Origin of the sequence: Nereida sp. MMG025 (assembly GCF_021654165.1) — a bacterium.
Lineage (GTDB): Bacteria > Pseudomonadota > Alphaproteobacteria > Rhodobacterales > Rhodobacteraceae > Nereida.
Genome location: NZ_JAKFZN010000003.1, coordinates 135888 through 150450, shown reverse-complemented (window position 1 = coordinate 150450; position 14563 = coordinate 135888). Strand labels below are relative to the sequence as shown.

The 14563-nt window shown below is 57.0% G+C and carries 14 protein-coding genes and 1 tRNA gene; 10 read left to right on the top strand and 5 right to left on the bottom strand.

Annotated features, from left to right (window positions below):
- Positions 1-37: 37 nt before the first annotated feature.
- Entirely contained in the window at positions 38-1405 is a 1368-nt protein-coding gene (locus tag L1065_RS09970) for a TolC family outer membrane protein (RefSeq protein ID WP_237095329.1), read from the bottom strand.
- Between the two features lie 86 nt (positions 1406-1491).
- Positions 1492-2145 carry a protein-L-isoaspartate O-methyltransferase gene (locus L1065_RS09965; protein WP_237095328.1) on the bottom strand — a complete coding sequence of 218 codons (654 nt, stop codon included), beginning with the start codon at positions 2143-2145 and terminating at the stop codon, positions 1492-1494.
- A gap of 195 nt (positions 2146-2340) precedes the next feature.
- On the opposite strand from L1065_RS09965, the gene L1065_RS09960 reads away from it, so the two are divergent.
- Positions 2341-2414, top strand: a tRNA-Cys gene (locus tag L1065_RS09960).
- 44 nt (positions 2415-2458) lie between these two features.
- Here L1065_RS09960 and L1065_RS09955 read toward each other — a convergent pair.
- Complete coding sequence (locus tag L1065_RS09955) at positions 2459-3865, bottom strand: short-chain fatty acyl-CoA regulator family protein (protein WP_237095327.1); 1407 nt, start codon at positions 3863-3865, stop codon at positions 2459-2461.
- Positions 3866-4033: 168 nt separating this feature from the next.
- Here L1065_RS09955 and L1065_RS09950 point away from each other — a divergent pair, with 168 nt between their 5' ends.
- The 7 genes from L1065_RS09950 to L1065_RS09920 all read left to right on the top strand — a co-directional run bounded on the left by L1065_RS09950 (position 4034) and on the right by L1065_RS09920 (position 11771).
- Positions 4034-5014 carry a tripartite tricarboxylate transporter substrate binding protein gene (locus L1065_RS09950; RefSeq protein ID WP_237095326.1) on the top strand — a complete coding sequence of 327 codons (981 nt, stop codon included), beginning with the start codon at positions 4034-4036 and terminating at the stop codon, positions 5012-5014.
- Between the two features lie 84 nt (positions 5015-5098).
- Positions 5099-5593 (top strand): tripartite tricarboxylate transporter TctB family protein, encoded by a 495-nt coding sequence (locus L1065_RS09945; protein ID WP_237095325.1) that lies wholly within the window; start codon positions 5099-5101, stop codon positions 5591-5593.
- 12 nt (positions 5594-5605) lie between these two features.
- On the top strand, positions 5606-7123 hold the full coding sequence (locus L1065_RS09940; RefSeq protein WP_237095324.1) for a tripartite tricarboxylate transporter permease: 1518 nt from the start codon (positions 5606-5608) through the stop codon (positions 7121-7123).
- A 32-nt stretch (positions 7124-7155) separates the two neighbouring features.
- Entirely contained in the window at positions 7156-8685 is a 1530-nt protein-coding gene (locus L1065_RS09935; protein ID WP_237095323.1) for an acyl--CoA ligase, read from the top strand.
- 3 nt (positions 8686-8688) lie between these two features.
- On the top strand, positions 8689-9669 hold the full coding sequence (locus tag L1065_RS09930; protein WP_237095322.1) for a 2-dehydropantoate 2-reductase: 981 nt from the start codon (positions 8689-8691) through the stop codon (positions 9667-9669).
- Positions 9666-10502 carry a universal stress protein gene (locus L1065_RS09925; protein WP_237095321.1) on the top strand — a complete coding sequence of 279 codons (837 nt, stop codon included), beginning with the start codon at positions 9666-9668 and terminating at the stop codon, positions 10500-10502. The genes L1065_RS09930 and L1065_RS09925 overlap by 4 nt, the downstream gene beginning before the upstream one ends.
- A gap of 39 nt (positions 10503-10541) precedes the next feature.
- Complete coding sequence (locus L1065_RS09920; RefSeq protein WP_237095320.1) at positions 10542-11771, top strand: 3-deoxy-D-manno-octulosonic acid transferase; 1230 nt, start codon at positions 10542-10544, stop codon at positions 11769-11771.
- Here the strand turns inward: L1065_RS09920 and L1065_RS09915 are convergent.
- Positions 11755-12882, bottom strand: a complete 1128-nt coding sequence (locus L1065_RS09915) for an acetoin utilization protein AcuC (protein WP_237095319.1) — start codon at positions 12880-12882, stop codon at positions 11755-11757. The two genes, L1065_RS09920 and L1065_RS09915, sit on opposite strands and share 17 nt — an antisense overlap.
- Entirely contained in the window at positions 12879-13403 is a 525-nt protein-coding gene (locus L1065_RS09910; RefSeq protein WP_370641169.1) for a glutathione peroxidase, read from the bottom strand. Before L1065_RS09910 ends, L1065_RS09915 begins: the two co-directional genes overlap by 4 nt.
- A 144-nt stretch (positions 13404-13547) precedes the next feature.
- On the opposite strand from L1065_RS09910, the gene L1065_RS09905 reads away from it, so the two are divergent.
- Both L1065_RS09905 and L1065_RS09900 read left to right on the top strand, forming a co-directional pair.
- On the top strand, positions 13548-14009 hold the full coding sequence (locus L1065_RS09905; RefSeq protein ID WP_237095318.1) for an NUDIX hydrolase: 462 nt from the start codon (positions 13548-13550) through the stop codon (positions 14007-14009).
- A 74-nt stretch (positions 14010-14083) separates the two neighbouring features.
- Positions 14084-14509, top strand: coding sequence for a DUF1178 family protein (locus L1065_RS09900; protein WP_237095695.1), 426 nt, complete (start codon positions 14084-14086; stop codon positions 14507-14509).
- The last annotated feature ends 54 nt before the right edge of the window (positions 14510-14563 follow it).

The window sequence follows — 14563 nt, the reverse complement described above, 5'->3', positions numbered from 1 at the left end:
TTCCGACAACAGATAGGCCAAATTCTAACAAAACGGTTTAGTCGCGGCTCAGCGATCGCAGAACGCGGTCCAATTGCTGGCCCTGCTTGGATCCGGCTGTCGGGCCATCTTTGACCAGATTGTAATAGGCGGTCGGATCATATGTCCGAATGCCCAGTTTCAGATGCGAGGCGGTCAACAACCCCATCGCCTGCAACACGCCGTAGGAGGCTTCACGCTCGGCAATCAGTGCGGTGATCCGTTGGTTGCGCGCATCAAAAAGCTCTTGTTCTGCATCCAGCACATCAAGGGTCGTCCGTGCGCCCAATGTCGCTTCTTCCCTGACGCCGTTGAACGCGGTTTGGGCCGCACGCACCTGCCTGTCGGTCGCTTCGATCTGGGCACGCGCAATCGCAAGCTGCGCATAGGCATTGCCGACACCTTCGCGCACGTTATGCAGGGTGACATGCACATTGGCCGCCGCTGCATCACGGTTTGCTTTGGCCTGGCGGATCAGCGACGACAGCTGACCGCCTGAATAGATCGGCTGGTTCAGCGACAGGCTAAGTGACGTGGTCGTGTCCTGGTCATCGTCGGTCCCAAGTGACCCACGCAGCGTCCCCGTCAAGCCAAGGGCCGCCTCTGCACGTGCGATGCCAAGCTGTTGAACCGTAACGTTGCGCTGTGCTTCACGCACCAGCGGGTTTTCACGTTCTGCAATGCGCACGGCCGCTGACTTGCTTTTTGGCAAACCTTTTACGGCGGCGACAGGTGCCAAGTTACCGGGCCTGCGACCAACCGCATTTGCATAGGCTTCTTTCGCAATCTGCAGCTGACCTTGTGCTGCGGCCAACTGGCCGCGTGCGCTGGCCAGTCGCGCTTCGGCCAAAGCCACATCTGTGCGGGTCACCTCGCCTACATCAAACCGGTCTTGGGCGGCACGCAACTCCTGACCAATCAGACGAAGATTGGCCTGGCGCAGCCCGACCAACTGGGTCTGTGTCCGCACATCCAGATAGGCTGCGATCGCATTGCCCAGAACCTGCTGTTCTGCACGCAACAAAGCCTCGCGTGCGGCCAAAACCTGTTCCTTGGCTTGCTCTTGTGCGATTTTGGAACGCCCGTTGTCGTAGACTGTGATCTCACCGTTCAGCGTAAACGTGCGGCCCCAGTTGAACGAGCCAGAGGCATCACTGGCCGTAACCTGCGCCGTGTAGCTGAACACAGGACGCAACAACGCCATTGACTGCGCCACGCCTTCATCAGCGGCCCGCAAAACGGCGCGCTGTTGATCCAGCAGACCTGAATGCTTATAGGCCGCGACAAGCGCATCGCGCAGAGTTTCAGCCTGCGCGGCAGGCGCAACAAAAAGCGTTGCCGCCAGCACTGCGGATGCAAAATGGCGGTTCAAACGTTGCGCAATCATTCCTTGCACCCTTTTCGAAAAATATAAGAGAACGCAGAAAGCGCGCCCGTTTCTGAACTAGACTATCTAGTATAGTTTTTAGCGAGTCAAAGCTGAAACGCAGCCGCCCGCTCAAAGCCGGCAATAACCGGCGCTGTCGCATTAAACGCAAACCGCCAGTTGATGGCTCCGTCAATCTTATGACCGACCATCGCACGCCCCAACGCACCTTCCATCATGATGCAAGCGACACGACCACCTTCTTTCAGCTGATCGGTCAGGGACTGCGGGAAAACCTCAACCGCGCCATTGATGAAAATAACATCAAACGGGCCTTGCTGTGCAGCGCCATCCACCAGCGGACCATCAACGACCGCAGCATTGTCCACACCGTTTTCCGAAAGGTTCGACTGTGCGGCCTCGGCCGCATCGCTACTTTGCTCAATGCCCACGACGACAGCTGCCATATGCGCCAGCACAGCGGTCGAGTACCCCAACCCGCAACCGACATCCAAAACAACATCATCCGCATCAATCACGACCGCATCGAGAAGTTTGGCAAAGCTGCGCGCCTCAAGCAGCACCCGCCCGTCGCCAAGATCAATATTTCCGTCCATGTAAGCCGCTTCGCGTTTGGCGGCTGGCACATAGTCTTCCCGCGGCACTGATAACATTGCATCAATGATGGGGAATTTTGTCACATCAGATGGGCGCACTTGAGTGTCGACCATCATACGGCGGCGGGTGGCATAATCGCTCATAAGTGTGGTTCCGTATCCTGGCGAGGGAATTTGGCTCTATGTGCCATAGCCCATAGGTATGAGCAATGCTTGGAACACACGAAGATCGCAAACGCGACCATCCGCCCTCGATAACCGCAAATCAGGTGTTTGATGCGGTGATTTCAAGACTTGCAGCCATTTTGCACATCGGCTACTCCGTTCGAACCACAAGGCGGCGAGTTGGCGGAGTGGTGACGCAGCGGATTGCAAATCCGTGTACACCGGTTCGATTCCGGTACTCGCCTCCAAAAACCCTCTTCCAATATTCACGCGGCGCGGCCAAGGTTTTGCGCTAACTCTGATACCGCGTTGATCCACGGCGGTTGGCGTCTAGTGGCAACCTTACGTGCAGTGGCTCGTAGGCGCGTTGGCTGCAATCCCGTCTTGGGCAGATATGACAGTTGATCCCAATTTTTGCGATATCGGTCAGATCATCCAGATTGAAAGGCGCGGCATAACCGATGCGGCGGACGTGTTCGCGTGCGCAGCCCAGTGTCACCACCAGACGCCTTGCTTGGGAATGGCGCGACACCACGGGGCGATTGGTGGTGCGGCTGACCGTAAAGAACTGGCCATTGTCCGGCATTTCAACAAATTGCGGGACAATGACATCGGGGTTGGCAAAGGCGCTGTGAATGGCCCACACAGGACAGGCGCCCCCCTGTTCTGCCAATGCAAACGATGTGGCATTGAACCGTTTCGTCACATTCCCCGCCGTATCAATGCGCAAAAAGAAAAACGGCACACCCTTGGCGCCTTTACGTTGCAGCGTTGTCAGGCGGTGGCTGACCTGCTCAAACGAAACCCCGAAATGCGTGGCGATACGGTCGATATCATATCGGGTGGTTTCGGCCATTTGATAGATGGCGTCATATGGCATCAAAAAGGCGGCCGCAAAATAATTGGCCAACTCGACGCGGCACCGCTCGCGGCCCTGATCGGTGGTAATCTTGGCGCCCTCAACCAGATCATTAAGAGCTTCACCGCTGCTGACAAACGCCAGCACATGCGCAAGTTGAAAGTTTCGGTTCACCGGATCAAGCGCCTCGGACAGCATCACCCGCCCCTGTAGCCGATCAAACTCGCGCAAGGTCTGATCCATCACGTCAACATCTGCGACCACCACATCGATGCCGAACGCGTGCTTGAGATATCGTTTTAGGCTGAAAAAAAGATCTTCGGGCGGCCCGCCAACCGCAGCGCGCGCCGCTTCAGCCGCATCCTCAAGGACGGGAAAATGATTGCTGTGGTCTCGAAAGAAGTTGTGAATTGCGGATTCGGGGCGCAGGTCCTGCACGTCTTCGGGCACATCGCCCGCACTGAATTTCCGGATCGTTTCCAAAACGCTGTGGTGGTTTTCGTGCAGCTGCAGAAAAAAACTGACCAGTTTGGGCGTATGATCAAGGGCGGCGCGTAGTTCGACCAAATCAGGTTCGTCACCTGAAAAAATCGGATCGCGCACCCGCGCGCGCAATTCGGACAGTTGCGATGCGGGGCTGTCTTTCACAAGGTCTCGGGCATCAATTCCATAGGCCTCACTCAGCGCCATCAGCACCTTAACCGACACACTTCGCTGATTATTTTCCAACAAATTCACATAGGCAGAGCTGACGCCAAGTTTGCGCGCCATGTCTGACTGGGTTTGATTGTGCGCTTGGCGCAGGCTGCGCAGCTGCGGACCGATCAGGGTTTTTGCCATTTACTTACAACTTTACAATTATTCGAATTGTTAAGGTAATAAATAACACCTTCACACGAAAAAAATAGAATTTTATTACGCACTGCTACCTTGTTAATCGCATCAGGTGCAAAAACTGCCAAAGTTAGAAGCGGTATCGCATCTCAACATCTCTAAGGGAGAGCGAATATGACTAACATCTTTACACGACGGATTGCGATGGCAGCCGCTGCCTCACTCGCATTGACAGCGGCCCTGCCCGCCGCTGCAGAAAACTGGAAGCCACAAAAACCTGTGGAAATGGTGATTATGGCCGGCCAAGGTGGCGGTGCTGACAGACTCGCACGTTTGTTCCAGTCGATCATTCAAAAGGAAAACCTGTCGTCCATGCCAATCCTGCCCGTCAACAAGGGCGGCGGATCGGGTGCCGAGGCGCTGCGCTACCTCAAAGACAAACAAGGCGACAACCATACCATTATGGCGACCTTGAACAGCTACTACACAACACCACTTCGCACCGATATCGGCGTGAATATCGAAGAATTTACGCCCGTGGCACGCATGGCGCTGGACACATTCGTTCTTTGGGTGAACGCCGACAGCGATATTCAAACCCTTGATGACTACGTTGCAGCCGTCAAAGCCTCTGGTGGGTCGTGGAAGATGGGCGGCACGGGCACAGGGCAGGAAGACAGCCTTGTGACGGCGATGCTGCAGGACGAATTTGACATCGACGTGACATATGTGCCGTTCAAAGGGGGCGGTGATGTCGCCAAAAACCTTGTGGGCGGACATATTGACAGTTCAGTCAACAACCCGTCCGAAGCGCTTGGGTTCTATCAGGCTGGCAAGCTGCGCCCGATCGCGGCCTTCACACCTGACCGCATCGAGGTCTTTCCCGATACACCCACAATGACCGAATTGGGCCACGAGCTGGTTTACTCGATGCAACGGTCGTTTGTCGCCCCTGCCGGCATGGCACCCGAAGCCGTGGCATACTACACCGAAATGTTCGAAAAACTGAACGCCTCGGAAGAATGGCAGACCTACACACAAGAAAAGGCGCTGATGCCTGACTTCCTGACAGGGGACGACCTGCAAAGCTACTTCCTTGATGAGCGCGCAAAGCACGCGGATCTGCTCAAGACAGCGGACGGCGAAAGCTCCTGATCTTAAGGCATCTTAAAGGGGCGCGCGGCACCACCGTGCGCCCCATTTTCGACTCATTAACCTTTTTAGACAAAGATTGTGCCTATGCTGACCGCCGACCGTATCATCGCTGCGAGCCTCATGGCTCTTTCCGCATATTTTATGTGGCATGCCACCGCTTTGCCAATCGGGTGGAACGGAATGACAGGCGGGCCAGGCGGCGGGGCTTTCCCGTTCTGGCTATCGGCGATTATGTTTGTGATGGCGGGCGCGATTATTCTGCGCTCTTTCGGGCAAGCACGCCGCGACACGGGCGAGCCGTTTTTTGATCAAGACACACTCAGGTCTGTTGTTTTGGTGGTCATCGCATTGGTGGTCACCGTGGCTTTGATGCCTTGGGCCGGTGCCTATATCGCCCTGCCGCTTTTTCTTTTTTGGTATCTCAAGGTGTTCGGCAACCACGGCTGGACCCTCACAATGATCCTGACAATCGCAACGCCGACATTTTTGTTTTTCTTCTTTGAAGTCACGCTGAAAATCCTGTTGCCCAAGGGGTTTACCGAACCCTATTTCATCCCGCTCTACGCGCGGTTTTTCTAAAAGGATCGCGTTATGGAATTGCTCGGACATCTTGCAGACGGTTTTGCAACGTCACTTTCCCCGCTAAATCTGTTCATCGTTTTGATCGGCGTTACGGCGGGCCTGTTCATCGGCGCGATGCCGGGCCTTGGCTCGGTCAACGGTGTGGCCATTGTCTTGCCTATCACCTTCATCGTGCCGCCCTCATCTGCGATCATCCTTCTGGCGGCCATCTACTATGGCGCGATGTATGGCGGCGCGGTCAGTTCTATCCTGCTTGGCATTCCGGGCGCGTCCACCGCGGTGGCCACCACCTTTGACGGACGCCCGATGGCCCAACAGGGCAAGGCGGGGCTTGCCCTGATCGCTGCGGCCTGTGCCTCTTTTGTAGGGGGGACAATCTCGGTCATTTTGTTTACACTTTTTGCCGCCCCACTTGCAGATGTCGCCCTTGCTTTCGGCCCGGCCGAAGAGTTCGCGCTGGTGCTTTTGGCCTTTACCACCTTCGTCGGTCTGGGTGGGGATGACGTATTGAAAACCATCATCATGATCTGCCTTGGTCTGGCGCTTTCAACCGTCGGGTTGGACCTGATTTCGGGCCAACCGCGCCTGATCTTTTTTGATCAACCCGGGTTTTATTCAGGCATCAGCTTTCTTGTCCTTGCCATCGGCATCTACGGGATCGGTGAAATCCTCTACACGATCGAAACCCAAAAAACCGCCCCCCAAGTCACCCCTGCAAAGCTGACCTTCACTGATCTGTGGTATGGCATCAAAGAGATTAACAAGCTTTGGAAAACCATGAGCTTTGGATCCATCATGGGCTTTTTCGTGGGGATGTTGCCTGCGGCGGGTGCCACGCCCGCGGCACTCATGGCCTACGGGATCGCCAAGCTGACCTCGAAGAAATCCGACCAGTTCGGCAAAGGCGCCATCGAAGGCGTGGCTGCCCCCGAAACCGCCAATAACGCGGCCTCGACAGGCTCGCTTTTGCCAATGCTGACACTGGGTATCCCCGGATCACCCACAACGGCGCTGCTGCTTGGCGGCATGGTTATGTGGGGGTTGGTGCCAGGGCCGATGCTCTTCATTGAACAGCCCGATTTCGTCTGGGGTCTCATCTCATCTCTTTACACGGCAAACTTGGCAGCCGTATTGGTGAACCTCGCGCTGATCCCCTTGTTTGTCTGGGCGTTGCGCATGCCGTTCACTGTGCTGTGTTCAATCGTGTTTATCCTGTGCATCGTCGGCGGGTTCGCCCCAAGCCAAAAGATGCATGATGTCTGGCTCATCGTCGGCTTCGGGGTCTTTGGCTACATCCTGCGCAAAGCAGATTACCCGATGGCGCCCCTTGTTCTGGCCCTCGTTCTGGGACCATTGATGGAAAAAAGCTTCCGCCAGACACTCATCTCCGAACAAGGCAACGTCATGGCCTTTGTTGAGCGGCCGTTGTCGGGGGCATTCATCGCGATAAGTGTGGTGTTCTTCCTGCTGCCCATGCTCAAACACTTCAAACGCTGGTTCGGTCGCGGAACAGCTGCCACAAATTAAACAAGACCAAGAAGATAAAAGGGACAAGACCTATGGAAACCACGCTAAAAACGCTGATCGCTGCGCATGACGGACAGCTTCCCGCCATCGGCGCCCCGGGCCGAGACTGGCTCAGCTATGACGGGTTGCGCGGACTGGCCAGCGAAGTTGCCACCAGCCTGAATGGCATGGGGATCGACGCATCGCACCGCGTGGCCATCGTTTTGCCCAACGGTCCCGAAATGGCCACAGCCTTTGTCACCGTGGCCCAAGCTGCCACCACCGCCCCCCTGAACCCCGCCTACCGCGAGGAAGAATACGCCTTCTACCTTGAGGACCTGAAGGCCAAGGCGCTGCTGGTCGAAGACGGATATGACGGCCCTGCCCTTGCCGCAGCCCAGAAACTTGGCATGGGCATCATTCGTCTGACTGTGCCTGAGGGCGCGGCTGCGGGGTATTTCAACCTCCGCTCTGATATTTCCGCGGCGCCCGCCGAACGCATGCCATCGGCAGACGACGTGGCGTTGATCCTGCACACCTCTGGAACCACCTCGCGCCCCAAAATCGTGCCATTGTTGCAGTCCAATGTTGCGGCGTCGGCACAACACATCCGCACCTCGCTTGAGCTGACCAGCGATGACCGCTGCATGAATGTCATGCCACTTTTTCACATTCACGGGCTGATCGCGGCTGTTGCGGCCTCTCTTTCGGCGGGTGGTTCAATCTGGTGCGCACCGGGATTTGACGCGCTGAAGTTCTTTAGCTGGATGAAAGAAGCGCAGCCCACGTGGTTTACCGCTGTGCCCACCATGCACCAAGCAATCCTCAGCCGTGCGTCGCGCAATGCCGATGTGATTGAAGCCGCAAATCTGCGCTTCCTGCGGTCGTCCTCGGCCTCTCTGCCTGCGCAAGTGATGGTGCAATTGCAAGAGACCTTCGGCGCCCCCGTTGTCGAGGCCTATGGCATGACCGAAGCCGCCCACCAGATGGCCTGCAACCCGCTTGGCGTGGGCACACAGAAACCCGGTGCTGTCGGCGTGCCCGCAGGCCCCGCAATGCGCATCGCTCATGAGACCGAAAACCACCTGATCGACGGCACTGGCGAGGTTGTGATCAGCGGCCCCAATGTCACCCCGGGCTATGAAGGCAACCCTGATGCCAACGCCAAGAACTTCTTTGAAGCCGAAGGCGCGCGCTGGTTCCGCACGGGCGATCAAGGTGCGTTTGATGATGACGGCTATTTGCACCTGACAGGTCGCCTGAAAGAAATCATCAACCGCGGCGGCGAAAAGATCAGCCCGCTCGAAGTTGATGGCGTGCTGCTTGATCACCCTGAAATCGCGCAGGTCGTCACCTTTGCCCTGCCCCACCCTAAACTGGGCGAAGAAGTGGCCGCCGCGGTTGTGCTGACCGAAGGCGCAAGCGCATCCGAACAGGACATCCGCAGCTTCGCCACCGCGCGCATGGCAGATTTCAAAGTGCCGCGCAAAGTGATCATCATGGACGAGATCCCCAAAGGGGCGACAGGCAAAATGCAACGCATCGGTCTGGCCGAAAAGCTTGGGCTGGTTGAAGGGGTCTGAACCATGAAAATTTGTGTGTTTGGCGCTGGCGCGATCGGCGGCTACATGGGCGTGAAACTTGCCCAGGCAGGCGCGGACGTCAGCCTTGTCGCGCGCGGGCCGCATCTGGCCGCGATGCAGGAAAGGGGCCTGACCCTGATTGAAGAGGATGGCGCACCACAGACGGTCAAAGTCACAGCCAGCGACAACCCTGCCGATCTGGGACCGCAGGATTATGTGATTGTCACACTCAAAGCCCATTCGGTGCCAGCTGTCGTGCCCAAAATGCAGCCGCTGATTGGCGACACCACAACGATTGTCAGTGGTGTGAACGGTGTGCCGTGGTGGTATTTCCACAAAATCGGGACTGATCTGGAAGGCACACGCCTTGAAACCGTTGATCCGGGCAATGCCCAGTGGGACGGCTTTGGCCCGGACCGCGTGCTTGGCTGCGTGGTCTATCCCGCAGCAGAGGTGCCAGAACCCGGCGTGATCAAACACATCGAGGGCAACCGCTTTAGTCTGGGGGAGCCCGGTGGTTCCAAATCCGAACGCGCGATGGCCCTGTCAAAGGCCCTTTCTGCGGCAGGGTTAAAGGCCCCCGTGCGGCCACGGCTGCGCGATGAAATCTGGGTAAAACTTTGGGGAAACCTGTCGTTCAACCCGATCTCGGCGCTCACACATGCGACCTTGGACGTTCTATGCACCGACGAAGGCACCCGTCCTGTGGCGCGCGCGATGATGGTCGAAGCACAGCAAATCGCAGAAAAGCTTGGCGTAAAGTTCCCTATCGATGTCGACCGGCGCATTGACGGGGGGGCGGCTGTTGGGGCGCACCGCACCTCTATGCTGCAAGACCTTGATCAAGGTCGCCCGATGGAAATTGATGCGCTGGTGGGATCTGTGCAGGAACTGGGCCGCGTGACCAACACCCCCACCCCCACGATCGACACGGTGCTGGCGCTGATCAAACTGCGCGGGCGCAGCGCGGGGCTATACGGATGAGCATTAAAAACATCCTTGTCGCCTATAACGGTCTGCCAGGTTCGGAAGCTGCCTTGTCTGGTGCTGTTTTGATGCAGCAGTATTTCGGCGCACACCTGACGGGGCTTTTTGCCCACGGAAATCCGTTTCTGTCGCGCCAGATAAACCGCGCGTGGATGCCCAAAAAAGTCCAACAGGCCATCACAGAAGCCGCCGAAAGCCCCACCGCGGATGTGCAGGCAAAATTTCGTAAGGCGTGCGCAGCCGTGCCTGATGACAAGCTGCATTGGATTGATAGCGGCGGATCGGTGCAGCGCACGGTTGCGCGGTATGCCCGACTGTTTGATATCACCGTTTTGGGCATGCATGAAGCCGCAGATCAACATCAACTGACCCATCTTGAAATCCACCCCGACCGTGTGGCGTTTGACAGCGGGCGGCCTGTGATGACTTTTCCTGCCAATTACGAAGGCAGTGTCTTTGATGGCCGCGCGGTCGTGGCATGGGACGGCGGACGCGCAGCCGCACGCGCTTTGGCAGATGCCATGCAAATTCTGGAAACCGAAGCCGAGGTTGAGATCGTATCTGTTGGCCGTTCACCGCTGGCCGACAGCATGCCTGGCATTGATGTGGGTATGGTTCTGGACCGTCACGAGGTGAATGTCACGCTGACCGAACTGCCCAAAACCCGCCAACCGATTGCCGATACGTTGGTGGATCATTGCGAAAAAACAGGCGCGAGCCTTTTGGTGATGGGCGCATATGAACATTCCCCCATCCGCGAAGGTCTGATTGGGGGGGTCACCCATGACATCGCGCTTCGGGCCAAGCTGCCTGTGTTGATGAGTCACTAACCCCTTGTGAGCGCGGCTTTTGCCGCCTAAGCCAGAGGGATGACGCTCTACCGAATTCTGATCAGCCTTGCCGCGCCGTTTATTCTTGGGCTTGCCATTTTGCGTATGGGCGGGCTGACGGCGCGACTAGGTCTGGTTGGCCCTGCCCAACGCGGCCCGCGCATTTGGTTGCATGCCGCAAGTAACGGCGAGCTTACATCCGCGCGCCCCGTGATCGACGCGATACAGCAGGCCTGCCCGACGGCACGCTTTTTGATCACCACCAATTCGATAACGGGCCGCGACATGGCGCGGGACTGGAATGATCCGAAAATAGAGGCGCAACTTGCCCCCATTGATTTGCGGTGGGTGATCAAGCGACTGGTCAAAACGTGGCAGTTGCAATCTTTGGTGATCGTGGAAAATGAGCTGTGGCCCAACAGGATTACGACAGCCGCAGAATTGCATTTACCGATCGCGGTTGTCGGCGCACGCATGTCCGAAAACTCTGCCCGAACATGGGAACGCCTGCCAAAATTTGCGTTAGAGATCATGAGCAACATCACATGGCTGAGCGCGCAGGACAGCGCAAGCGAGGCACGTTTTGTCAGCTTGGGGGTTCCTGCCGCGTCTGTCAGGCGGGTGTTTAACCTCAAAACGCTTTATACCCCGCCGTCTCCGCCCACCGATCTTGCGGCCTTGCGCCCGCTTTATGATCGGGGGCAGACCATTCTGGCCGCCTCAACCCACATTGGTGAAGACCAGATTATCCTTGATGCCTTTGCGCAGGCCGCTGCGCAAAACCCCCACCTTCATCTGATCCTTGCCCCCCGTCATCCGCGCCGGCGTGACGAGATTATCAACATGCTCACAGGGCGGTTTTCGTTTGTGCAACATTCAAAACGCCAACAGCGCAGCGCAGATACGCAAGTTACTCTGGCCGATACAATGGGCGACATGGCGATGTGGTATCAGCTTGCATCCGCGACCGTCGTGTGCGGCAGTTTCGTGAAAAAGGGGGGCCACACACCGTTTGAGCCTGCGCATTTCGGCAGTGCTATCCTGCATGGGCCGCATGTGGAAAACTTTACCGCCTCTTATGCGGCCCTTGCCAAGGAACATGCCGCGATCGAGGTGCGCACTGCCGATGACTTGGCAGATGCTTTGGCGCATACATCTGCCGCGCAATTCTCAAAAATGGCTGATCTGGCGCGCGTGATCCTAGCTCATATGGCCCAGGGTGATGATGTGTTCGACAGCCTGATCGAGGTTGTCAGACCACCGCTTTAAGCCGCGCCGACAGAGTGGTCAGGCCTGCGCGGGTCATCTCATGCAATGGGGCCTCATGCGGTTGATCACGCAGGGTCGTTTCCCAATGGACCGGGCGATTGCGGGCGCGGCGGTGCCCATCCCATTTCAGCGCATTTAGTACGGCTTGGCCCTCTGGCGGCAAGCCCACTGGCGGCTCTATTCCGTTCAAAATCCCCCAGACACCTGTCCAAAGACGTCCCACAGACCACGGGTTATAGCCCCCGCCACCCAGAACCAAAAGGCGCGGCGCAAGCCCCATCAAAGCGCTGACGACACCGAAATGCGCGTTGTTGGACATGGCCAGGCCTGATTGCGGATCTTCTTCCACTGCATCAGCACCACATTGCAAAACAATCGCATCCGCGCGGAACTGCGTCACAGCTGGCAAAACGAGCTCTTGCAGCGCCGCGTGCATATCCGTGTCGCTGGCCGAGCGCGGCAACGGCAGGTTGAACACATTGCCCAGGCCCCTGTCATCGATGCCTCCTGTGCGCGGCCAGCGGTTCACCTCGTGGGTGGAGACAAGCAAAACATCACGATCATTGGCAAACGCATGTTCGACACCGTCAGGGTGGTGCGCGTCTATGTCCACGTAAGCGATGCGTCCGGCCCCATTGCGCTTCAATGACAATATCGCCAGCACCGGATCATTGAGATAGCAAAACCCGTTGGCCCGCGATGGCAACCCGTGATGGGTGCCGCCTGCGGGCGAATAGATCACACCGCCATCTTTCAGCAATTCACCCGCCAAAAGTGATGCGCCCGCGGCTGTCGCAGGGCGTCTGTAGACTTCTGGGTATACAGGGTTCGAGGGCGTGCCCAAATGGTATTTGCGCCGCGTCTCATCGCTGACCTGTTGGTCCTGTTCGGCTTTGACAAGGGCTGCAACATAGTCGGGCCGATGCCAGATATGCAGGGCTTGGGGCTTGGCACGCGGGCTGGTGATGTATTGATCGCGCGGCAACCATCCAAGCGCGCGCGACAGATCCATCACGGTGGACACGCGCGGCACCCTAAGCGGATGCCACGCCCCGTAACTTGAGCCGCGATAAATCTCTGAGCCCAGAAAAAGCGGGGCAGACAAGGTCACGCAGGCAACATCGCCTCGATTTTTTTGGTGATTTCGCCCGAGAGTGGGCGCACGCGGGACCGCCACGTGGCTGCGACTGCGCCATCGGGATCAATCAAGACCTTGTTGAAATTCCACTCCGGCACAAAGCCCGTTTCCTGCCGCACCCAAGCGTAAAACGGATGCGCCTGTGGCCCTTTGACGGATGTGATTTCCGTCATGGGCATATCGAGATTGAAGTTCAGCTCACAAAACTCTTTGACCGCAGCGTTATCGCCCAATTCTTGGCGAAAATCCTGAGATGGCACCGCCAGCACAACCAGACCGCGGGCGCGGTATCTGTCATAGAGCGCTTGGAGCGCATCATATTGCTTGGTGAACGCGCAACGCGACGCCGTATTGACCACCAGCACGGGCCGACCCTGCCATGCGTCAAAATCAATCTGGCCGCCATCAATGGATGAAAACTGAAGGCGCGGCGCTGCAAAAGACAGGCTTGGAACCACCATGCACAGCCCTGCCAAGAAACTTCGTCTTTCCATATCTTCGCGCTCCCGTCTGAGGCCAAACACCTGAAAAACATTGAATTTCAAAGTGTAGACAGCTATTTAGTTCTTATAAACATATAAAATAGTACAAAGCGGACGCCCGCCAATAGCAGGCTAAAACGCAATGGTCATTGAGCAATGAAACAACTTCCCCTGAAGGTGCCCGTTAAGCACAAAACCGATGTGAGAACGCAGTTTGCGGCACTTCCGTTCCGTGTGTCGCACGACAAATTGCAGGTTTTGCTGATCACATCGCGACGCACCAAACGGTGGATCGTGCCCAAAGGCTGGCCGATGGAAGGTGTGAGCCCCATGGATGCCGCCGCGACAGAGGCTTTTGAGGAAGCAGGCGTGGAAGGCAAAGCCTATCCGCAATGCGTGGGGCTGTTTTCCTACCAAAAGGACCGCGGCGATCTGGAGGATTTGCCCTGTGTCGCCATGGTCTATCCAATCAAGGTGACGCGGTTGCTGTCCGACTATCCCGAAAAAAACGAACGGCGGCGCAAATGGTTCAGCATCAAAAAGGCCGTAACCAAGGTGCATGAGCCTGAATTGCGCGCAATTCTGAAGGCGTTTGATCCCAAAAACCTGCATGGATAGGCTTGCCGTTATCCCTTGGCCGCCCCATCTGTGGTCCGTTGAAAAATGAACGTTCCAACCCCATTGAGGCAGAAATGATCAAATACGCCTTGCAATGTGATCAAGACCACAGCTTTGAAAGCTGGTTTGCAGATGCGGCCAGTTTTGAAAAGCTGCAACAGGCAGGCCATTTGGCCTGTGCTGTTTGCGGATCATCCAAAGTGCGCAAGTCACTTATGGCGCCAGGTGTGGCGGCGGGGCGCGACAAACCGGCGGCAGGCCCCCTGTCACAACCCAGATCAGCCGCTGAACAAGCCGTTGCAGAGATGCGAAAACAGGTTGAAGAAAACGCGGACTACGTCGGCCCGCGGTTTGCCGAAGAAGCCCGAAAGATGCATGACGGGGAAACAAGCGATCGTGCAATCTATGGCGAAGCCAAGCTGGAAGACGCCAAAAAACTGATCGACGATGGTATTCCTGTGGCCCCCCTTCCCTTTTTACCAAAGACTAAAACGAATTAGGCGTGACTGTGTTGCTTGCAGCAGACGCGCGTATCGCATAACAGGCCATCAACG

What these genes read in the sequence shown, in the direction of transcription:
- L1065_RS09905 (WP_237095318.1), top strand. Translation starts at nt 13,548, where the DNA reads ATGAAACAACTTCCCCTGAAGGTGCCCGTTAAGCACAAAACCGATGTG.
- L1065_RS09940 (WP_237095324.1), top strand. Translation starts at nt 5,606, where the DNA reads ATGGAATTGCTCGGACATCTTGCAGACGGTTTTGCAACGTCACTTTCC.
- L1065_RS09930 (WP_237095322.1), top strand. Translation starts at nt 8,689, where the DNA reads ATGAAAATTTGTGTGTTTGGCGCTGGCGCGATCGGCGGCTACATGGGC.
- L1065_RS09955 (WP_237095327.1), bottom strand. Translation starts at nt 3,865, where the DNA reads ATGGCAAAAACCCTGATCGGTCCGCAGCTGCGCAGCCTGCGCCAAGCG.
- L1065_RS09945 (WP_237095325.1), top strand. Translation starts at nt 5,099, where the DNA reads ATGCTGACCGCCGACCGTATCATCGCTGCGAGCCTCATGGCTCTTTCC.
- L1065_RS09970 (WP_237095329.1), bottom strand. Translation starts at nt 1,405, where the DNA reads ATGATTGCGCAACGTTTGAACCGCCATTTTGCATCCGCAGTGCTGGCG.
- L1065_RS09935 (WP_237095323.1), top strand. Translation starts at nt 7,156, where the DNA reads ATGGAAACCACGCTAAAAACGCTGATCGCTGCGCATGACGGACAGCTT.
- L1065_RS09950 (WP_237095326.1), top strand. Translation starts at nt 4,034, where the DNA reads ATGACTAACATCTTTACACGACGGATTGCGATGGCAGCCGCTGCCTCA.
- L1065_RS09925 (WP_237095321.1), top strand. Translation starts at nt 9,666, where the DNA reads ATGAGCATTAAAAACATCCTTGTCGCCTATAACGGTCTGCCAGGTTCG.
- L1065_RS09965 (WP_237095328.1), bottom strand. Translation starts at nt 2,145, where the DNA reads ATGAGCGATTATGCCACCCGCCGCCGTATGATGGTCGACACTCAAGTG.
- L1065_RS09910 (WP_370641169.1), bottom strand. Translation starts at nt 13,403, where the DNA reads ATGGAAAGACGAAGTTTCTTGGCAGGGCTGTGCATGGTGGTTCCAAGC.
- L1065_RS09900 (WP_237095695.1), top strand. Translation starts at nt 14,084, where the DNA reads ATGATCAAATACGCCTTGCAATGTGATCAAGACCACAGCTTTGAAAGC.
- L1065_RS09920 (WP_237095320.1), top strand. Translation starts at nt 10,542, where the DNA reads ATGACGCTCTACCGAATTCTGATCAGCCTTGCCGCGCCGTTTATTCTT.